The organism is Streptomyces sp. NPDC050121 (assembly GCF_044460385.1).
GTDB lineage: Bacteria > Actinomycetota > Actinomycetes > Streptomycetales > Streptomycetaceae > Streptomyces > Streptomyces soliscabiei.
Map to the genome: position 1 here is coordinate 13,727 of NZ_JBITJV010000029.1, position 19,377 is coordinate 33,103.

General features: G+C 70.1%; 17 protein-coding genes. 7 read left to right on the forward strand and 10 right to left on the reverse strand.

The annotated features are described in order from the left end of the window. Window positions 1–48 precede the first annotated feature (48 nt). Window positions 49–828 (forward strand): helix-turn-helix domain-containing protein, encoded by a 780-nt coding sequence (locus tag ACIBTS_RS34165; RefSeq protein ID WP_399324597.1) that lies wholly within the window; start codon window positions 49–51, stop codon window positions 826–828. Between the two features lie 12 nt (window positions 829–840). On the opposite strand, the gene pyk is transcribed toward ACIBTS_RS34165, so the two are convergent. Both pyk and ACIBTS_RS34175 read right to left on the reverse strand, forming a co-directional pair. Further along, the gene (pyk, locus tag ACIBTS_RS34170) at window positions 841–2,277 is read right to left on the reverse strand and encodes a pyruvate kinase (RefSeq protein WP_399324598.1); all 1,437 of its coding nucleotides are present in this window, start codon (window positions 2,275–2,277) and stop codon (window positions 841–843) included. A gap of 161 nt (window positions 2,278–2,438) precedes the next feature. After that, window positions 2,439–3,140 (reverse strand): SIMPL domain-containing protein, encoded by a 702-nt coding sequence (locus ACIBTS_RS34175; RefSeq protein WP_399324599.1) that lies wholly within the window; start codon window positions 3,138–3,140, stop codon window positions 2,439–2,441. A gap of 149 nt (window positions 3,141–3,289) precedes the next feature. On the opposite strand from ACIBTS_RS34175, the gene ACIBTS_RS34180 reads away from it, so the two are divergent. Beyond that, the gene (locus ACIBTS_RS34180; RefSeq protein WP_399324665.1) at window positions 3,290–5,104 is read left to right on the forward strand and encodes a bifunctional metallophosphatase/5'-nucleotidase; all 1,815 of its coding nucleotides are present in this window, start codon (window positions 3,290–3,292) and stop codon (window positions 5,102–5,104) included. Here ACIBTS_RS34180 and ACIBTS_RS34185 read toward each other — a convergent pair. The 5 genes from ACIBTS_RS34185 to ACIBTS_RS34205 all read right to left on the reverse strand — a co-directional run bounded on the left by ACIBTS_RS34185 (window position 5,101) and on the right by ACIBTS_RS34205 (window position 11,975). Beyond that, the gene (locus ACIBTS_RS34185) at window positions 5,101–5,880 is read right to left on the reverse strand and encodes an inositol monophosphatase family protein (protein WP_399324600.1); all 780 of its coding nucleotides are present in this window, start codon (window positions 5,878–5,880) and stop codon (window positions 5,101–5,103) included. The genes ACIBTS_RS34180 and ACIBTS_RS34185 overlap by 4 nt on opposite strands. A 58-nt stretch (window positions 5,881–5,938) precedes the next feature. Continuing rightward, the gene (locus tag ACIBTS_RS34190) at window positions 5,939–7,393 is read right to left on the reverse strand and encodes a lysine N(6)-hydroxylase/L-ornithine N(5)-oxygenase family protein (RefSeq protein WP_399324601.1); all 1,455 of its coding nucleotides are present in this window, start codon (window positions 7,391–7,393) and stop codon (window positions 5,939–5,941) included. After that, window positions 7,390–8,769 carry a pyridoxal phosphate-dependent decarboxylase family protein gene (locus tag ACIBTS_RS34195; protein WP_399324602.1) on the reverse strand — a complete coding sequence of 460 codons (1,380 nt, stop codon included), beginning with the start codon at window positions 8,767–8,769 and terminating at the stop codon, window positions 7,390–7,392. The genes ACIBTS_RS34190 and ACIBTS_RS34195 overlap by 4 nt, the downstream gene beginning before the upstream one ends. Window positions 8,770–8,941: 172 nt before the next feature. Next, window positions 8,942–11,422, reverse strand: a complete 2,481-nt coding sequence (pepN, locus tag ACIBTS_RS34200) for an aminopeptidase N (protein WP_399324603.1) — start codon at window positions 11,420–11,422, stop codon at window positions 8,942–8,944. A gap of 193 nt (window positions 11,423–11,615) precedes the next feature. Continuing rightward, window positions 11,616–11,975, reverse strand: a complete 360-nt coding sequence (locus tag ACIBTS_RS34205; RefSeq protein WP_399324604.1) for a chorismate mutase — start codon at window positions 11,973–11,975, stop codon at window positions 11,616–11,618. An 80-nt stretch (window positions 11,976–12,055) separates the two neighbouring features. Here ACIBTS_RS34205 and ACIBTS_RS34210 point away from each other — a divergent pair, with 80 nt between their 5' ends. Next, window positions 12,056–12,949: a hypothetical protein gene (locus tag ACIBTS_RS34210; protein WP_319673395.1), complete on the forward strand. Its 894-nt coding sequence runs from the start codon at window positions 12,056–12,058 to the stop codon at window positions 12,947–12,949. A 12-nt stretch (window positions 12,950–12,961) separates the two neighbouring features. Here the strand turns inward: ACIBTS_RS34210 and ACIBTS_RS34215 are convergent, their stop codons facing one another. Then, on the reverse strand, window positions 12,962–13,867 hold the full coding sequence (locus tag ACIBTS_RS34215) for an SDR family oxidoreductase (RefSeq protein WP_399324605.1): 906 nt from the start codon (window positions 13,865–13,867) through the stop codon (window positions 12,962–12,964). A 1-nt stretch (window position 13,868) separates the two neighbouring features. Then, a complete protein-coding gene (locus ACIBTS_RS34220; protein ID WP_399324606.1) occupies window positions 13,869–14,609 on the reverse strand; it encodes an SDR family oxidoreductase in 741 nt (246 codons plus the stop codon). A 55-nt stretch (window positions 14,610–14,664) separates the two neighbouring features. Between ACIBTS_RS34220 and ACIBTS_RS34225 the strand changes: the two genes are divergently transcribed. The 4 genes from ACIBTS_RS34225 to ACIBTS_RS34240 are packed head-to-tail and all read left to right on the forward strand — an operon-like array spanning window position 14,665 to window position 18,068. Continuing rightward, entirely contained in the window at window positions 14,665–15,480 is an 816-nt protein-coding gene (locus ACIBTS_RS34225; RefSeq protein ID WP_399324607.1) for an enoyl-CoA hydratase family protein, read from the forward strand. After that, window positions 15,473–16,309 (forward strand): CoA transferase subunit A, encoded by an 837-nt coding sequence (locus ACIBTS_RS34230; protein WP_399324608.1) that lies wholly within the window; start codon window positions 15,473–15,475, stop codon window positions 16,307–16,309. The genes ACIBTS_RS34225 and ACIBTS_RS34230 overlap by 8 nt, the downstream gene beginning before the upstream one ends. Beyond that, window positions 16,306–17,019, forward strand: a complete 714-nt coding sequence (locus tag ACIBTS_RS34235) for a CoA-transferase subunit beta (protein WP_399324609.1) — start codon at window positions 16,306–16,308, stop codon at window positions 17,017–17,019. Before ACIBTS_RS34230 ends, ACIBTS_RS34235 begins: the two co-directional genes overlap by 4 nt. Further along, a complete protein-coding gene (locus tag ACIBTS_RS34240) occupies window positions 17,019–18,068 on the forward strand; it encodes an NAD(P)H-dependent flavin oxidoreductase (protein WP_399324610.1) in 1,050 nt (349 codons plus the stop codon). The genes ACIBTS_RS34235 and ACIBTS_RS34240 overlap by 1 nt, the downstream gene beginning before the upstream one ends. 120 nt (window positions 18,069–18,188) lie before the next feature. On the opposite strand, the gene ACIBTS_RS34245 is transcribed toward ACIBTS_RS34240, so the two are convergent. Beyond that, the gene (locus ACIBTS_RS34245; RefSeq protein WP_319338659.1) at window positions 18,189–19,346 is read right to left on the reverse strand and encodes an acetyl-CoA C-acetyltransferase; all 1,158 of its coding nucleotides are present in this window, start codon (window positions 19,344–19,346) and stop codon (window positions 18,189–18,191) included. Between the last annotated feature and the right edge of the window lie 31 nt (window positions 19,347–19,377).

The window sequence follows — 19,377 nt, forward strand, 5'->3', positions numbered from 1 at the left end:
TCCGCTTTTTGCTGCGTGTCGTCGCAAACTTCAACCCACAGTGGCCGCATGGAACAGCACAGTCCTTCGATTCGCGCTCAAGCCGTCGCACTCATGCGCCAAGGTGTCACCAATCGAATCGTCGCGGAGCGCCTGAACATTCCGCGTGGAACCGTTGGGTGGTGGCGCAGCGAGGACCGCAGAGCGCGCGGCGAGACCTACGAACAGCCGACGGACTGTCCAAAATGCACGAGCCGCGAGTTCGATGAAATCGCGTACGCCTACCTGCTGGGCCTCTATCTTGGCGACGGACACATCATCTCGAAGCCGAAGCAGCACCACCTGTCCATCTTCTGCAATGCGACTCAGACCGGCCTGATCGCCGCCGCTGAAGAGGCCATGCGTAAGGTCATGCCGCTCCCTGGCGTCAGCCAGCGCCACAAGACAGGCTGCGTCGAGGTGAAGTCATACACAAGGCACTGGACCTGCATGTTCCCCCAGCACGGTCCCGGCAAGAAGCACGAGCGCCTCATCGCCCTCCAGCCCTGGCAGCAGGCCATCGTCGACGCGCACCCCTGGGAGTTCATCCGCGGACTCATCCACTCCGACGGATGCCGCATCACCAACTGGACGACCCGCATCGTCGCCGGTGAGCGCAAGCGCTACGAATACCCCCGGTATTTCTTCACCAACTTCTCCGACGACATCCGACGGCTCTTCACCGACACCTGCGACAAGCTGGGCCTCGAGTGGACGCACTGCACCCGCAACGGAAACCCCTACAACATCTCCGTCGCCAAGAAGGCGCACGTCGCCCTACTCGACGCCCACGTAGGCCCCAAGTACTGACCCGGCCACCCCTTACTTGGGACTGTCGTCCTCCCCGATGTGGTGTACCCGCACCAGGTTCGTCGCGCCCGACACGCCGGGAGGGGAGCCTGCCGTGATGACGACCACGTCGCCCTTCTTGCAGCGGCCGTACCTCAACAGCATCTCGTCCACCTGGTCGACCATCGCGTCCGTCGAGTCCGCGAGCGGGCCGAGGAACGTCTCGACGCCCCACGTCAGGTTCAACTGGGAGCGTGTCGCCGGTTCCGGGGTGAAGGCGAGGAGCGGGATCGGGGAGCGGTAGCGGGACAGGCGGCGTACGGTGTCGCCGCTCTGGGTGAAGGCGACGAGGAACTTCGCGCCGAGGAAGTCGCCGATCTCGGCCGCCGCGCGGGCGACCGCACCGCCCTGGGTGCGCGGTTTGTTCGTCTCCGTCAGCGGGGGGAGGCCTTTCGCGAGGATGTCCTCCTCCGCCGCTTCGACGATCTTGGCCATGGTGCGGACCGTCTGGATGGCGTACTTGCCGACGCTTGTCTCGCCGGAGAGCATCACCGCGTCCGTGCCGTCGATGACCGCGTTGGCCACGTCGCTCGCCTCGGCGCGTGTCGGGCGGGAGTTCTCGATCATGGAGTCGAGCATCTGGGTGGCGACGATCACCGGTTTGGCGTTGCGCTTCGCCAGTTTGATGGCGCGCTTTTGGACGATGGGGACTTGTTCCAGGGGCATTTCGACGCCGAGGTCGCCGCGGGCGACCATGATCGCGTCGAAGGCGGCGACGATGTCGTCGATGTTCTCGACGGCCTGGGGTTTCTCGATCTTGGCGATGACGGGGAGCCGGCGGCCCTCTTCGTCCATGATGCGGTGGACGTCCACGATGTCGTTGCCGCTGCGGACGAAGGAGAGGGCGATGACGTCGAAGCCGGTGCGCAGTGCCCAGCGGAGGTCGTCCTCGTCTTTTTTGGAGAGGGCGGGGACGGAGACGGCGACGCCGGGCAGGTTCAGGCCCTTGTGGTCGGAGATCACGCCTCCCTCGATCACGCGGGTGTGGACGCGGGGCCCGTCTACGGAGGTGACCTCCAGGCAGACCTTGCCGTCGTCGACGAGGATGCGCTCTCCGGGTGTCACGTCTTCGGCCAGGCCGGCGTAGGTCGTGCCGCACGTCTGGCGGTCGCCCTGCACGCCTTCTTCCACGGTGATGGTGAAGGTGTCGTCGCGTTCGAGGAGTACGGGGCCTTCTGCGAATCGGCCGAGGCGGATCTTCGGTCCTTGAAGGTCGGCGAGGATGCCGACGCTGTGGCCGGTTTCGTCGGAGGCCTTGCGGACGCGGTGGTAGCGCTCCTCGTGTTCGGCGTGGGTGCCGTGGCTGAGGTTGAAGCGGGCGACGTCCATTCCGGCGTCGACCAGGGCTTTGAGCTGGTCGTACGAGTCGGTGGCGGGGCCCAGTGTGCAGACGATTTTTGCTCGGCGCATGTTTCGAGCTTATGTCTTACCGGTGGGTAAGGAATTGGTGGCACATGTCTGCTCAACAACCTTTGCGTGAAGGGTTGTTGACAACTAATAAATTGTGCATGGCTCCGCTCCTATGAGCATTCTGTCGAATGGGTGAATGCGTCGAATTCGCGGCGGTTGATTCACAGGCGGGGTGGATTCATCGTGAACTGTGCGCTCACTTCGGCGTGGACCTGGATGCGCTGGGGTTCCAGGTCGAGCGGTTCGGGTGCCGGTTCTCCTTTCGCCATGACGGCCGAGCGGGTCATGCGAGCGCCGTAGGCGGCCTGGGGTCGGAGGCCGGAGGCTCCGGTTCCGGTGTCGGCCAGTTCGATGAGTGCGGCCACCGTGGTGCCGAGGGCCTCCGCGTATTCGTTGGCTCGCTGCACGGCTTCGTGTACGGCTTGCTGTCGGGCGCGGCGGTGGACCGGTGAGTCGGTGCGCAGTGCCCACCAGGGGCCGTCGACCCGGGTCAGATCGAGGTCGGCCAGTCGGGTGGTGAGTTCGCCGAGGGCGGTGAAGTCGGTGAGTTCGGCGGTGAGGTGGACGGTGCCGTGGTAGGTGCGGATGCGTTCGCCTCGGCCGCGTTGGCCGAGTTCGGGGGTGATGGATACGGCGCCTGTGGAGATGTTTTCGACCTCGTCACCGTATGACTTCACGAGTTCCAGAACCGTCGTGTTGCGGTGGGTGAGGTCGTCGAGGGTGGTGCGGCGGTCTTTGCCGCGGGCGGTGATGGTGATGCCGATGCGGGCGATCTCGGGGTCGACTTCGAGTTCGGCCTCGCCGCGGACCACGAGGAGGGGGGCGTCGGGGGTGCCGTACGGGGGAATCTGGGGGGAGGTCATACGTCCCAGGTTGTCATGGCTTTCCCTGTTGGGGGGTGGGAGTTGACCTGTCTGGTCATCAGATCGCAACCTCCTGGACCTGTTGCGGTCGGTCGTGGGCGGGTCAGAATCTACGCGCGTTGTTGACCATTCCCCGAGGAGTACGAGACATGCCGTTGAACCGTCGGAAGTTCCTGAAGAAGTCCGCCGTGACCGGGGCGGGGGTGGCGGTCGCGGGTGCGGCTGCGGCTCCGTCGGCGCAGGCCGCGGCGGCGGACAGGCCGGCTGGGCCGGTCGGGCGGCCGAAGCGGTATGCGCTGACGGTGCTGGGGACGACGGACCTGCACGGTCATGTCTTCAACTGGGACTACTTCAAGGACGCGGAGTACAAGGACGCCGCGGGCAATGCGCAGGGGTTGGCGCGTATCTCGACGCTGGTGAACCGGATCCGTGCGGAGAAGGGGCGGGAGAACGTCCTGCTGCTGGATGCGGGCGACACGATTCAGGGCACGCCGCTGACGTACTACTACGCGAAGGTGGACCCGATCACCGCGAAGGGTGGTCCGGTGCATCCGATGGCGCAGGCGATGAACGCGATCGGGTATGACGCGGCGGCGTTGGGCAATCACGAGTTCAACTACGGCATCGAGACGCTGCGGAAGTTCGAGTCGCAGTTGCGTTTTCCGCTGCTGGGTGCGAACGCGGTGGACGCGAAGACGCTGAGGCCGGCGTTCCCTCCGTACGTCATCAAGACGTTCTGTGTGAAGGGTGCGCCGCCGGTGAAGGTGGCGGTGCTGGGTCTGACGAACCCGGGTATCGCGATCTGGGACAAGGCTTATGTGCAGGGCAAGCTGGCGTTTCCGGGGTTGGAGGAGCAGGCGGCGAAGTGGGTGCCGAAGCTGAAGTCGCTGGGTGCGGATGTGGTCATCGTGTCGGCGCATTCGGGTTCGTCGGGCACGTCGTCGTACGGTGACCAGTTGCCGTATGTGGAGAATTCGGCGGCGTTGGTGGCGCAGCAGGTGCCGGACATCGACGCGGTTCTGGTGGGGCATGCGCATGTGGAGATTCCGGAGCTGAAGGTCACGAACGTGAAGACCGGGAAGACGGTCGTGTTGTCGGAGCCGTTGGCGTATGCGGAGCGGTTGTCGGTGTTCGACGTCGGGTTGGTGTTCCAGAGGGGGAGGTGGGTCGTCGAGTCGGTTTCGTCGAAGGTGCTGAACTCGAACTCGGTGGCGGACGACCCGAAGATCACGAAGTTGCTGGGTGACGAGCACGCGAAGGTCGTGGCGTATGTCAACCAGGTGGTGGGTACGGCGACGGAGACGTTGACGACGGTCGAGGCGCGGTACAAGGACGCTCCGATCATCGATCTGATCACGAAGGTGCAGGAGGATGTCGTCAAGGCGGCGTTGGCCGGTACCTCGTATGCGTCGTTGCCGGTGATCGCGCAGGCTTCGCCGTTCTCGCGGACGTCGGAGATTCCGGCCGGGAAGGTGACGATCCGGGATCTGTCGAGCCTGTACGTGTATGACAACACGTTGGTGGCGAAGTTGCTGACGGGTGCGCAGGTGCGTGCGTACCTGGAGTACTCGGCGCAGTATTTCGTGCAGACGGCGGCGGATGCGGTGGTGGACACGGAGAAGCTGACGAACGCGGCGGGGCGTCCGGACTACAACTACGACTATGTGTCGGGTCTTGCGTATGAGATCGACATCGCGCAGGCGGTGGGTTCGCGGATCAGGAACCTGACGTACAACGGTGTGGCGTTGGACGATGCGCAGCAGTTCGTGCTGGCGGTGAACAACTATCGGGCCAATGGCGGTGGGGCGTTCCCGCATGTGGCGTCGGCACAGGAGTTGTGGTCGGAGTCGACGGAGATCCGTACGCGGATCTCGGAGTGGGTGACGGCGAAGGGTGTGCTGGATCCGAAGGACTTCGCGTCGGTCGACTGGAAGCTGACGCGGGACGGTAAGCCGGTGTTCTAGGCCAGGACGGTTTGCTGCCAGAGGGTCGTCGCTTCGTCTGCGGCGCTTGGTGCGGTGAGCAGCAGCGGGGTGTTGTAGGGCGGGAGTCGGGGGATGGCCACGGCTCCCGCTTCTGTTGCGATGAGCAGGGGTGGGAGGCCGTCGACGGGGTGGAATTCGCCGATGGCGGCTGCGGTGGCGCGGCCGGCGGCGACCTGGGTGAGGGAGAGTGCGGTGGAGCCCATGACGCGTACGGTGCAGTGGCGGGCGGCGAGTTCTCGTAGGAGGTCGTCCATGCCGGGCCAGTGGGCGTGGGCGGCCCATTCGGTGAGGAAGACGTGGCCGGTGAGGGTGGTGTGGTTGGCGGCGTGGATGGGGTGGCCGTTGAGGTGGGCGCCGCCGCCGCGGGTGGCGGTGAAGATCTCGTGTCGCCAGGGGTCGGCGACGACGCCGAGGAGGGGCTCGCCGTGTGGGGTGGCGAGGCCGAGGGAGATGGAGCACCAGCCGAGGCCGTGGGCGTAGTTGGTGGTGCCGTCGACGGGGTCGATGAGCCAGTGTGGGGCGCCGGGGGTGCCTTTGTGGACGCCGTGTTCCTCGCCTTCGATGCCGTAGGCGGGGAACTCGCGGCGTAGGACGGTGCGGACGTGGGTTTCGATTGCTTCGTCGGTGGCGGTGACGATGTCGGCGGGGCCGGCTTTTTCGCGTATGTCGCTTGCGTCGTCGGGGGTGCGTGGGCGGCGGATGCGGTCCGAGGCCCAGGCGGCGAGTTCGGTTGCGATGGTCAGTTCGCGGTCCATGTGTTGTCCACCGCCGCCGTTGTTGTGTCGTGCCGAGCGTTCGGGGGCATGGTACGGGTCAGTCTTTGAGGGGTACGAAGGTGCTGCGTCGGGTGCTGGTGGTGATGGTGGTGGTGGTGTGGTGTGTCTGGCGGGGTACGGAGGGTTCGAGGCCGAAGGTGGTGAAGGCGGTGCGGGTGGGGAGGGGGTAGGTCTCTTTGGCGGTGAGGGTGTTGAGGATGGTGGCGCTGCGCCAGGCGGCGAGGCCGAGGTCGGGGGCTCCTACGCCGTGGGTGTGGCGTTCGGCGTTTTGGACGTAGACGTTGCAGCCGGTGGCGGTGATGGCGGGGTCGAGGATGAGGCGGAAGTGTTCGTCGATGCGGGGGCGTTCGCTGTTGTCGCGGCGGATGTAGGGGTCGAGTCCGGCGAGGAGGTGGTCGAGGGGGCGTTCGCGGTGGCCGGTGGCGAGGACGACGGCGTTGGTGGTGAGGCGGGTGCGGGTGTTCTGCTGGATGTGTTCGAGGTGGAGTTCGATTTTGGTGGTGGCGATGCGGCCGGCGGTGCGGACGCGGACGCCGGGGGTGAGGACGGCGTCGGGCCAGGCGTTGTGGAGGGTGCGGCGGTAGAGCTCGTCGTGGATGGCGGCGAGGGTGTCGGCGTCGATGCCTTTGTGGAGTTGCCATTGGGTGCCGGCGACGCGGTCGCGGGTGTTTTCGGGGAGGGCGTGGAAGTAGCGGGTGTAGTCGGGGGTGAAGTGTTCGAGGCCGAGTTTGGAGTACTCCATGGGGGCGAATGCGTCGGTGCGGCCGATCCAGTGGAGTTGTTCGCGGCCGGTGGGGCGGTGGCGCAGGAGGTCGAGGAAGATTTCGGCGCCGGACTGTCCGGAGCCGACGACGGTGATGTGGCCGGCGGTGAGGAGGGTGTCGCGGTGGGTGAGGTAGTCGGTGGCGTGGATGACGGGGACGCCGGGGGTGTCGACGAGGGGGCGTAGGGCGTCGGGAATGTGGGGTTCGGTGCCGATGCCGAGGACGATGTTTCTGGTGTGGGTGCGGCCGAGGGCTTCGGCTTCGCCGTCGGTGTCGAGTTGGGTGAAGTCGACTTCGAAGACGTCGCGTTCGGGGTTCCAGCGGACGGCGTCGGCGTGGTGGCGGAAGTGGAGGCCGGGGAGGTTGTCGGCGACCCAGCGGCAGTAGGTGTCGTATTCGGCGCGGTGGGTGTGGAAGCGCTCGGCGAAGTAGAAGGGGTAGAGGCGGTGGTGGGCTTTGAGGTAGTTGAGGAAGCTCCAGGGGCTGGTGGGGTCGGCGAGGGTGACGAGGTCGGCGAGGAAGGGGACCTGGATGCGGGCGCCGTCGATGAGGAGGCCGGGGTGCCAGTCGAAGCGGGGGCGTTGTTCGTAGAAGGCGGTGTCGAGTTGGGTGAGGGGCTGGGCGAGGGCGGCGAGGGAGAGGTTGCAGGGGCCGATGCCGATGCCGACGAGGTCGCGGGGGGTGTCGGTGGCGGGGTGTGGGGGCGTGGTGGGGGGTGGCGTGCTCATGTGGGGGTGTTTCCTTCTACCAGTTTCAGGAGGGCGGCTAGGTCGTCGGGCCGGGTGTGGGGGTTGAGGAGGGTGGTCTTGAGCCAGAGGCGTCCGTGGAGGTGGGCGCGGCCGAGGACGGCGTGGCCGTCGGTGAGGAGGCGGCGGCGTGTTTCGGCGACGGTGGTGTCGGTGGCGCCGGTCGGGCGGAAGAGGACGGTGCTGATGGTGGGTGGGGCGTGGAGTTCGAGGCGGGGGTGTGCGGTGATGAGGTCGGCGAGGTGGTGGGCGTGGGCGCAGACCTGGTCGACGAGGGCGCCCAGGCCGGTGCGGCCGAGGGTTTTGAGGGTGACGGCGATCTTGAGGGTGTCGGGGCGGCGGCTGGTGCGCAGGGAGCGGCCGAGGAGGTCGGGGAGGCCGGCTTGGGTGTCGTCGTCGGCGTTGAGGTAGTCGGCGTGGTGGTGCAGGGCGGTGAGGTCGCGGTGGTCGCGGACGGCGAGGAGTCCGGCGGCGATGGGTTGCCAGCCGAGTTTGTGCAGGTCGAGGGTGATGGTGTCGGCGGCGCTCAGGCCGGTGAGGTGGTGCCGGTGGCGGGCGCTGAAGAGGAGGCCTGCGCCGTAGGCGGCGTCGATGTGCAGGCGGGCGTGGTGGGTCGCGCAGATGGCGGCGATGTCGGGGAGGGGGTCGATGAGTCCGGCGTCGGTGGTGCCTGCGGTGGCGGTGACGAGGTGGGGGCCGGGGAGGGTGGTGAGGGCGTCGTGGAGCGCGGTGGGGTCGAGGGTGCCGGTGGGTGCGGGGATGGTCACGGGGTCGGGCAGGCCGAGGAGCCAGGCGGCGCGGGTGAGGGAGTGGTGGGCGTTGGCTCCGCAGATGAGGCGGACGGTGGGGCCGAGGGTCTCGCGGGCGAGGAGGAGGGCCAGTTGGTTGGATTCGGTGCCGCCGGTTGTCATCAGGGCGTCGGGTGTGGGGGCGGGTGGGGCGTCCGGGTAGACCTCTTTGGCGAGTTTCCGGGTCACCAGGGTCTCCAGCTCGGAGGCTGCCGGTGCCTGGTCCCAGGAGTCCAGGGACGGGTTGAGGGCGGATGCCGCGAGGTCTGCTGCCGTTGCGACGGCGAGGGGTGGGCAGTGCAGGTGGGCGGCGCAGAGGGGGTCGGCGGGGTCGGCGGCGCCTTCGGCGAGGGCGTGGACGAGGGCGGGCAGGGCGCCGGGGTCGCCGTGTTCGGGGAGGACGTCTCCCACCGCGTCCCGCATCCGTGCGGCGACGGCGTGGGGTCCGCCTGCGGGCAGTGGTCCGCCGCGGGTGCGGGCGCCGGTGTCGAGGGCGTCGAGGACGGCGGTGAGCAAGGGGCGCAGGGCGTCGGGGCCTTGGGCGCCTGAGGCGAGGGGCGGCATGCTCACGGGACTCCTCCGGGGCGCGGGGCGGATGTCCGCAGGGGGGGAGTTCCAGTTTGTCGGGGATGGCGGCGGCGCGCCCGAAAAGACCGGGAATCGGAACCCGAAAGAGGGTACGGGGGCTTGTGGGCCGCCGTACCCTCTTTCGGCCCTGAGGGCCTCGTGCGGGCGTCGGGTGCTACGCCTGTCGTACGCGCAATGCGCGGGCGAGGTCGTCGAGTTGGTCGGTGAGTTTGCGGCGCAGGGCCGGGATGGGGTCGGCGTCGGTGAGGCAGGCCTCGCCGAGGCTCAGGGTGTCGGCGTCGACGGCGTGGGCGGGGAAGGCCCAGCGGCCCGCGGCGTCGGCGATGGCGGGGCCGCGGCGGGCGGCGACGGCGACGGCGTCCCGGTAGAAGCGTGGCACGTACTCGCTGAGGAGGTCGCTCTGTTCGGGCTGCCAGAAGCCTTGGGCGGTGGCGGTGAAGAGGTAGTTGGACAGGTCGTCGCCCTCGAACATGGCGGCCCAGGCGGTGGCCTTGGCGTCGGCGTCGGGGAGGGCGGCGCGGCAGCGGGCGGCGCCTTCCTGGCCGGTGGCGGAGCGGTCGCGGTCGAGTTCGGCGGCGATGGCGCTCTCGTCGGTGGCGCCGAGGACGGCGAGTCGGGCGAGGACGCGCCAGCGCAGGTCGGGGTCGAGTTCGGGTCCGCCGGGGACGGTGCCGTCGGCGAGCCAGGCGGCGATGGTGTCGGGGTGGGCGGCGACGTCGATGAAGTGGCGTACGGCGATGAGGCGCAGGCCGGGGTGGTCGCCGTCCTCGGTGCGGCGGATGAGGTCGCGGCAGAGGGCGGAGAGGGTGGCGAGGGCGGTGGGGCGTTCTTCGGGGGTGAGGTAGCGGTCGGCGACCTGTGCGGAGGCGAAGGCGAGGACGCCTTGGACGAGGGCGAGGTCGGTTTCCTGCGGGAGGTGGGCGCGGGCGGCGTCGAGGTAGGCGCTGGGGGCGAGTTCGCCGTCGCGGACGGCGTCGCGCAGGGCGTTCCAGACGACGGCGCGGGTGAGCGGGTCGGGCAGGCCGGCGAGGCGGGTGCGGAGGGTTTCGAAGGAGGCGGGGTCGAAGCGGATCTTGGTGTAGGTGAGGTCGCCGTCGTTGAGGAGGAGCAGGGCGGGGCGTTTGCCGATGGGCTGGGGCGTGCTCTGCGGGATGTCGACGTCGAGGCGTTCGCGCAGGGTGAGCGGGCCGTCGTCGCCGAGGTCGAGGTCGTAGAGGCCGACGGCGATGCGGTGGGGGCGGCTGCCCTTGTGGACGACGGTGAGGGTGTGGTCGCCGTTGGAGCCGCTGAGGGTGGGGGTGAGGGTGTCGACGCCGGTGGTGCGCAGCCAGGCGTCGGCCCAGGCGTGGACGTCGCGGTCGGTGTGGGCGGCGAGGGAGTCGATGAAGTCGGCGAGGGTGGCGTTGGCGAACTTGTGGCGGGCGAAGTGGGTGTTGATGCCGGCCAGGAAGTCCTTCTCGCCGAGCCAGGTCACCAGTTGGCGCAGGGCTGAGGCGCCCTTGGCGTAGGAGATGCCGTCGAAGTTGAGGAGGGCGGAGGCGGTGTCGTCGACGTTCTCGGGGGCGACGGGGTGGGTGGAGGGGCGCTGGTCGGCGTCGTAGCCCCAGGCCTTGCGGACGACGCCGAAGTCGGTCCAGGTGTCCGTGAAGCGGGTGGCTTCGGTGAGGGTCTGGTAGCCCATGTACTCGGCGAAGGACTCGTTGAGCCAGATGTCGTCCCACCAGGTGAGGGTGACGAGGTCGCCGAACCACATGTGGGCCATCTCGTGGGCGACGACCATGGCGCGGGTCTGGCGTTCGGTGTCGGTGACGGCGGAGCGGTAGACGAACTCGTCGCGGAAGGTGACGAGGCCGGGGTTCTCCATGGCGCCGGCGTTGAACTCGGGGACGAACGCCTGGTCGTAGGAGTCGAAGGGGTAGGGCTCCTCGAACTTCTCGTGATAGCGGTCGAAGCACGCGCGCGTGATGTCGAGGAGTTCGTCGGCGTCGGCCTCGAGGTGGGGGGCGAGGGAGCGGCGGCAGTGGATGCCGAAGGGCAGGCCGCGGTGTTCGGTGCGTACGGAGTGCCAGGGTCCGGCGGCGACGGCGACGAGGTAGGTGGAGATCAGCGGGGTGGGCGCGGCCTGCCAACGGCCTTCGCCGAGGTGTTCGGTGATGCCGTTGGCGAGGACGGTCCAGTTCTCGGGGGCCTTCACCGACAGGTCGAAGACGGCCTTGAGGTCGGGCTGGTCGAAGGCGGCGAAGACGCGCTGGACGTCGTCCATGAAGAGCTGGGTGTAGAGGTAGGTCTCGCCGTCGGTGGGGTCGGTGAAGCGGTGCATGCCCTCGCCGGTGCGGGAGTAGCGCATGTCGGCCCGGATGCGCAGTTCGTGGTCGCCGGCGGTGAGGTTGTTCAGGGGGAGCCGGTTGTCGTCCAGGGTTTCCGGGTCGAGGGGCTCTCCGTCGAGGGTGACGGAGTGCAGTGTGTCAGGCCTGACCTCGACGAAGGTGTCCCCGTGGGCGCGCGCGGCGAACCCGATGACGGTGACGGACTCGAAGGTGTCGTCGCCGGTCGTCAGGTCGAGCTCGATGGTGTAGCGGTGGACGTCGAGGAGCTTGGCACGGCTTAGCGCTTCGTCGCGCGTCAGTACGGACATGCACGACATGCTGCCTGATACCGCTGGCCGGGCACAGGGGCGGATCGGTACGCGCCCTATGTCCCTTCTCGCGCCGGGGCGCTGTCGCGTCGTACGAGGGCCCCGGCGTGGCGGCAGTGCGTGCTCACGGGGCGTACGGGGCGTACGGGGCGTGCGGTCGCCTGCACGGACGGCGTCCGCACGCCCCGTGGGTTCAGCTCGGGGAGGCGGTGGAGCCGTTGACGGTGTCCTCGGCGATGCGCTCGTGGTGGCGGATCACCTCGGCGATGATGAAGTTGAGGAACTTCTCGGCGAACGCGGGGTCGAGCTTGGCGCTCTCGGCGAGGGTGCGCAGCCGGGTGATCTGGCGGGCCTCGCGGGCCTGGTCGGCGGGCGGCAGCTGGTGGCGGGCCTTGAGGTGGCCGACCTGCTGGGTGGCCTTGAAGCGTTCGGCGAGCATGTGGACGACGGCGGCGTCGATGTTGTCGATGCTGTCGCGGAGCCGGGCGAGCTCCTCGCGGACGGCGGGGTCGACGTCGCCGGCTGCGGGGCCGGGGGTGTTGCTGGTGGTCATGGGCGATCACCCTAGTGCGCCGTGTCCTCGTACAGTGGAACCGGGTGTACTGGGGTGCACGGCCTCTTGGGGGTGCGGGCGTGGCGGACGGCGGACCGGTCGAGCATGGTTATCCGCATCTGGAGACGGTACGGACGGCCGTCACGGCGCTGTACCGGCGGTTGTCGTACGACACCATCCACCAGTTCGCGACCAGTGTGCCTCCGGTGGACGTGGCGTTCTGCGACACCGACGATCTGCATCTGGGGGCGCAGCGGGTGGCCCGTGAGCTGGTGCGGCATTTCCGGTTGCCGGACGCCCGGATGATCGTCGCGTTCCGGGAGATGGAGCATGCGGCGAACGTCGAGCTCACGGCGGGTCCCGAGTACTTCGTGGAGCTGAACGACCGGTTCCGCAGGCATCGGCGGGACATCGGCGCGGCGTTGGCGCACGAGATCATGCACGTCTATCTGCATCGGGTGGGTCTGTCGTTCCCGGGGACGCGGGACAACGAGATCCTCACCGACACGGCGACGACGTATCTGGGGGCGGGCTGGCTGCTGCTGGACGCGTACCGGGAGGACGGGGCGTCCTCGCAGAAGCTGGGGTATCTGACGCCGGAGGAGTTCGGGTACGTGCTGGCGAAGCGGTCGCTGGTGTTCGGTGAGGATCCGTCGGTGTGGTTCACCAGCGCGCAGGCGTACACGGCGTACGGGCGGGGCATGGAGCGGGCGCTTCATGACGCGCGGCAGCCTCCGCTGACGGCGGCGGGCTGGGCGGGCCGGCGCCGCTACGCCCGCGATCGCCGGCACGCCCAGGACCACCGGTCCGCGGCGGCCCCGGACACCGCGTACGCCTTCGCTCCGGATCCGCCGGGGCCGCTGCGGGTGACGTTCCCGTGTCCGACCTGCCATCAGCGGATCCGGGTGCCGGTGCGGGGGCGGGTGCGGGCGCGGTGCGGACTGTGCCGCACGGTCCTGGAGTGCGACACGTAGCGGTGCGTACACCTACGCTCCGTACACCGCCCCGGGGGGCTCCGCCTCCGTCAGCAGTTTGCGTACGGCCGTCCCCGCCTCCGCCGGGTCCCAGCGTGCGCCCTTGTCGGCGGTGGGGCCGGCGCGCCAGCCGTCCATGACGGTGATCCGGCCGGCCTCCGCCTCGAAGACGCGGCCGGTGACGCCCTCGCTCGCGGCGGAGCCGAGCCAGACGACGAGCGGGGAGACGTTGTCGGGGGCCATGGCGTCGAAACCGGTTTCCGGGGCGGTCATGGTGTCGGCGAAGGTCCGTTCCGTCATTCGGGTGCGGGCGGCGGGTGCGATGGCGTTGGCCTGGACGCCGTAGCGGGCGAGTTCGGCGGCCGCGACCAGTGTGAGCGCGACGATCCCGGCCTTCGCGGCGCTGTAGTTGCCCTGCCCGACCGAGCCCAGCAGCCCGGCGCCGCTGCTGGTGTTGACGATCCGGGCGGCCGGTGCGCGGCCCGCCTTGGCCTCGGCGCGCCAGTGCGCGGCGGCGTGCTTCAGGGTGAGGAAGTGGCCCTTGAGGTGGACGCGGACGACCGCGTCCCAGTCGTCCTCGTCCAGGTTGACCAGCATCCGGTCGCGCAGGAAGCCGGCGTTGTTGACGAGGGTGTCGAGTCGGCCGTACGTCTCCAGGGCGGTCGCGACGAGGGACGCGGCGCCCTCGGGGGTGGCGATGTCCCCTCCGTGCGTGACGGCCTCGCCGCCGGCCGTACGGATCTCCTCGGCCACGCGGGAGGCCGGGCTGTCGGCGCCCGGGGTGCCGTCCAGCCCGACTCCCAGGTCGTTGACGACCAGGCGGGCGCCCTGCGCCGCGAAGGCGAGCGCGTGCGCGCGCCCGAGGCCGCGTCCCGCGCCGGTGACGACGACGACCCGCCCGTCACAGATTCCGCTCATCTCACGTCTCCTTGTTGGCAGTTGCGGCGTCGAGGAAAGCGGGCCGCTCCCCTCCCCCGTGCACGAGCAGGCTCGCCCCGCTGATGTAGGCGGCCGCGTCGGAGGCGAGGAAGACGGCTGCGGCTCCGACGTCGGACGGTGTGGCCAGCCGGCCCAGCGGCACCGTGTGGGCGACGGCGTCGACGCCGTCCGCGCCGCCGTAGTGGAGGTGGGTCAGCTCGGTGTGGACCATGCCGACGACCAGGGTGTTCACGCGCACCTGCGGGGCCCACTCGACGGCCATGGACCGTGCGAGGTTCTCCAGTCCCGCCTTGGCCGCGCCGTAGGCGGCCGAGCCGGGCGAGGGGCGGCTGCCGCTGACGCTGCCGATCATCACGACCGAGCCCTGCGCGCGCTTGAGGTGGTCGTAGGCGGCGAGGGACACGGTCAGGGGGGCGAGGAGGTTGAGCTCGATCACGCGCGCGTGCCGTTCGGCGCCGGCCTGTGCGAGGGGGCGGTAAGGGGCGCCGCCGGCGTTGTTGACGAGGACGTCGAGTCGGGGCAGTCCGGCGAAGAAGTGCCGTACGGCGTCGGCGTCGCGCACGTCCAACGGCATGAACTCGGTTTTCTCGAGCGGGACTTCGGGCGGTCGGCGGGCGCAGACCACGACCTCGGCGCCCGCGCGCGTGAGGGAGCGCGCGATGCCGGCGCCCACTCCGCGGGTGCCACCGGTGACGACGGCGACCTTCCCGTCCAGCTCCATTCGCTGCTACCTTTCCACCTAACAAACGTTTGGTGGAAAGGTAGCTGATGCTTCCATGGGTGTCTCCACCTCGTCCCCCGAAAAGGGGATTTCTCTTGTCACCGTTGACGTTCCGCCCGTCAACGCGCTGCCGGTGAGCGGCTGGTTCGCGCTGGCCGACGCGGTGCGCGCGGCGGGCCGTGATCCCGGGACGCGGTGTGTGGTGCTGGCGGCCGAGGGTCGCGGCTTCAACGCGGGCGTCGATATCAAGGAGATCCAGGCACACGGCCCGAGCGCGTTGATCGGCGCCAACCGCGGCTGCTTCGAGGCGTTCGCCGCGGTGTACGAGTGCGAGGTGCCCGTGGTCGCGGCCGTGCACGGCCACTGCCTGGGCGGCGGCGTCGGACTCGTGGGCAACGCGGACGTGGTCGTGGCGAGCGAGGACGCCGTGTTCGGGCTGCCCGAGCTGGACCGGGGCGCCCTGGGCGCGGCCACCCACCTGGCCCGGCTGGTCCCCCAGCACCTCCTGCGCGCCCTGTACTACACCGCGCGCACGGTCACGGCGGCCGAGCTGCACGCGCACGGCTCTGTGTGGCGGGTGGTGCCGCGCGAGGAACTGCGCGCGGCCGCCCTGGCGTTGGCCGGCGAGATCGCCGCGAAGGACGGTGAGCTGCTGCGCCTGGCCAAGGCCGCTCTCAACGGCATCGACCCGGTCGATGTGCGCCGCAGCTACCGCTTCGAGCAGGGCTTCACCTACGAGGCGAGCGTCGGCGGGGTGGCCGACCGCGTCCGCGACACGTTCGGCAAGGAAGCCGACCAAGCCGAGGAAGGCAAGGAACGCAAGGAAGGCAAGGACGAGGCGGGACAGGCAGGAGGGGGCTCGGGTGAGTGACAAGACGATGACCGCCGAGGAGGTCGTGTCCCGGCTGCACAGCGGCATGACCCTCGGCATCGGCGGCTGGGGCTCGCGCCGCAAGCCGATGGCCCTGGTCAGGGCGCTGCTGCGGTCGCAGATCAGCGACCTCACCGTCGTCTCGTACGGCGGTCCGGACGTCGGGATGCTCGCCGCGGCCGGGCGGATCCGGGGGCTGGTGGCCGCGTTCGTCACCCTCGACTCGATCCCCCTCGAACCTCACTACCGCGCGGCGCGCGAGCGCGGGGCCTTCGAACTGACGGAGGTCGACGAGGCGATGTTCATGTGGGGTCTGCGCGCGGCCGCGAACCGGCTGCCGTTCCTGCCGGTGCGGGCGGGCCTCGGTTCGGACGTGATGCGGGTCAACCCGGGCCTGCGGACGGTGACGTCGCCGTACGAGGACCGGGAGACGTTCGTGGCCATGCCCGCCCTGCGGCTGGACGCGGCCCTGGTGCACGTCAACCGGGCCGACCGGCTGGGCAACGGGCAGTACCTGGGCCCGGACCCGTACTTCGACGACCTGTTCTGCGAGGCGGCGGACACGGCCTATGTGTCGTGCGAGCGGATCGTCGACACGGCCGAGCTGACGAAGCAGGGGCCGCCGCAGTCGCTGCTGATCAAGCGGCACACGGTGACAGGGGTCGTGGAGGCGCCGAACGGGGCGCACTTCACGTCCTGCGCGCCCGACTACGGCCGCGACGAGGCGTTCCAGAAGCGGTACGCGAGCACGCCCTGGCCGGAGTTCGCGGCCCGCCATCTGGCCGGGGACGAACAGGCGTACCAGTCGACGGCCGGGGAGGACGCATGACCACGCGTGCCGAGTACTGCGTGATCGCCTGTGCCGAGGCCTGGCGCGGTGCGGGCGAGATCCTGGCCGCCCCGATGGGCCTGATCCCGTCCGTGGGCGCCCGGCTGGCCCGGCTCACGTTCGCGCCGGACCTGCTCCTCACCGACGGCGAGGCGGTGATCGTCCGCCCCGACGGCGCCGTCGAGGGCTGGCTGCCGTACCGGCAGCACCTGGCCCTCGTCACCGGGGGGCGGCGGCACGTGATGATGGGCGCGAGCCAGCTCGACCGCTACGGCAACCAGAACATTGCCTGCATCGGCGACTGGGCGAAGCCGAAACGGCAGCTGCTGGGGGTGCGGGGCGCGCCGGTCAACACCCTCAACAACCCCACGAGCTACTGGATCCCGAGGCACTCCCGGCGGGTCTTCGTCGAGCGGGTCGACATGGTGTGCGGGGTCGGCTACGACCGTGCGGCCGGCGCACGCCATCACCGCATCCCGCGGGTCGTCTCCGACCTCGGTGTCTTCGACTTCGCCACCCCCGACCACCGCATGCGGCTGGCCTCGCTGCATCCCGGGGTGAGCGTCGGGCAGGTCCGGGAGGCGACGGGCTTCGAGCTGGTGGTCCCGGACGAGGTGCCGTTCACCCGTGAACCGACGGCACAGGAGCTGCGGTTGATCCGTGAGGTGCTCGATCCGGGGGACGCCCGCGCGCGGGAGGTCGCCGCCTGATGGAGACGGCGCTCACCCGGCTGGTCGGGGTCCGCCACCCGATCGTGCAGACCGGGATGGGGTGGGTGGCGGGTCCGCGTCTGGTGTCGGCTACGGCGAACGCGGGGGCGCTGGGCGTCCTGGGCTCGGCGACGATGACGGTCGACGGGCTGCGGGAGGCCGTACGGGAGGTCAGATCCCGTACCGACGCCCCGTTCGGGGTCAATCTGCGCGCGGACGCGGCGGACGCCGGCGACCGGGTGCGGATCATCGTCGACGAGGGGGTGCGGGTCGCGTCGTTCGCGCTGGCCCCCTCCCGCGAGCTGATCGCCGAGCTCAAGGAGGCGGGGGTCGTCGTGATCCCCTCGGTCGGCGCCCGCCGACACGCCGAGAAGGTCGCCGCGTGGGGGGCGGACGCGGTGGTCGTGCAGGGCGGCGAGGGCGGCGGACACACCGGCGACGTGGCGACGACGGTGCTGCTGCCGCAGGTGGTGGACGCGGTGGACATCCCGGTCGTGGCGGCGGGCGGCTTCTTCGACGGGCGGGGGCTGATGGCGGCGCTGGCGTACGGGGCGGCGGGCGTGGCGATGGGGACGCGGTTCCTGCTCACGTCGGACTCGACGGTGCCGGACGCGGTGAAGGCCCGGTATCTGGCGGCGACCGTCAGGGACGTGACGGTGACGCGGGCGGTCGACGGCCTGCCGCATCGCATGCTGCGCACGGACCTGGTGGCCTCGCTGGAGCACTTTTCGCGCGCGAAAGCCCTGGTGCACGCGGTCCGGCGGGCGGCCGGCTTCCGGAGGCTGTCGGGGCTGACCTGGCGTCAGCTGGTCCACGACGGGCTGGCGATGCGGCACGGCAAGGACCTGACGTGGAGCCAGGTGCTGCTCGCCGCGAACACCCCGATGCTGCTCAGATCCGCGATGGTGGAGGGCCGTACGGACCTGGGGGTGATGGCGTCCGGGCAGGTCGCCGGGGTGATCGACGACCTGCCGTCGTGCGCGGAGCTGGTGGAACGGATCATGAAGGAGGCGGAACAGGTCCGGGAGCGGCTCACGCCCCCACGATGACCGTCAGAGCCTCTCCATGCCCGGTCACAGCCTCTCCATGACCGTCACACGGTCACAGCCTCTCCATGACCGTCACACGGTCACAGCCTCTCCATGACCGTCACAGCCTCTCGGCGACCGTCAGAGCCTCTCGATGACCGTCACGTTCGCCTGGCCCCCGCCCTCGCACATGGTCTGGAGACCGAAGCGGCCGCCCGTGCGCTCCAGTTCGTGCAGCAGGGTCGTCATCAGCTTCGCGCCGGTCGCGCCGAGGGGGTGACCGAGGGCGATCGCGCCGCCGTTGACGTTGACCTTCTCCGGGTCCGCGCCGGTCTCCTTCAGCCAGGCCAGGACGACGGGCGCGAACGCCTCGTTGATCTCGACGAGGTCGATGTCGTGGATCGACAGGCCGGTCTTCTTCAGGGCGTGCGCGGTGGCCGGGATCGGAGCCGTCAGCATGCGGATGGGGTCCTCGCCGCGCACGGAGAGGTGATGCACACGCGCGCGGGGCGTCAGCCCGTGCTCCCGTACCGCCTGCTCCGAGGCCAGCAGCAGGGCCGCCGCGCCGTCGGAGACCTGAGAGGAGCAGGCGGCGGTGACGGTGCCGCCGTCGATGACGGGCTTCAGGGCGGCCATCTTCTCCAGGGAGGTGTCCCGGCGCGGTCCCTCGTCGGCGAGGACGTCCCCGTAGGCCACGGTCTCCCGCGCGAACCGGCCCTCGTCGAGCGCGCGCACCGCCCGCCGGTGCGAGCGCAGCGCGAACTCCTCCTGGTCCTGGCGGCTGATGCCCCACTTGGCGGCGATCATCTCGGCGCCGGCGAACTGGTTGACGGGCCGGTTCCCGTACCGCGCGCGCCAGCCCTCGCTGCCCGCGAACGGGCCCTGAGTGAAGCCGAGGGGCTCGGCGGCCTGCCGGGTGGCGTAGGCGATCGGGATCTGCGACATGTTCTGCACGCCGCCCGCGACCACCAGGTCCTGCGTCCCGGACAGCACGCCCTGCGCGGCGAAGTGCACGGCCTGCTGCGAGGAGCCGCACTGCCGGTCCACGGTCACGCCCGGCACCTCCTCGGGCAGCCCGGCGGCCAGCCAGCAGGTCCGCGCGATGTCCCCGGCCTGCGGCCCGACCGCGTCCAGGCAGCCGAAGACGACGTCCTCCACGGCCGCCGGGTCGATGCCCGCGCGGGCGACCAGTTCCTTGAGCACATGGGCGCCGAGGTCCGCCGGATGCACCCCGGCGAGTCCTCCCCCGCGCCGCCCGACGGGCGTGCGGACCGCTTCGACGATGTAGGCCTCGGCCATGGCGACTCCCTCACTGGAACCGGAAAGGGCG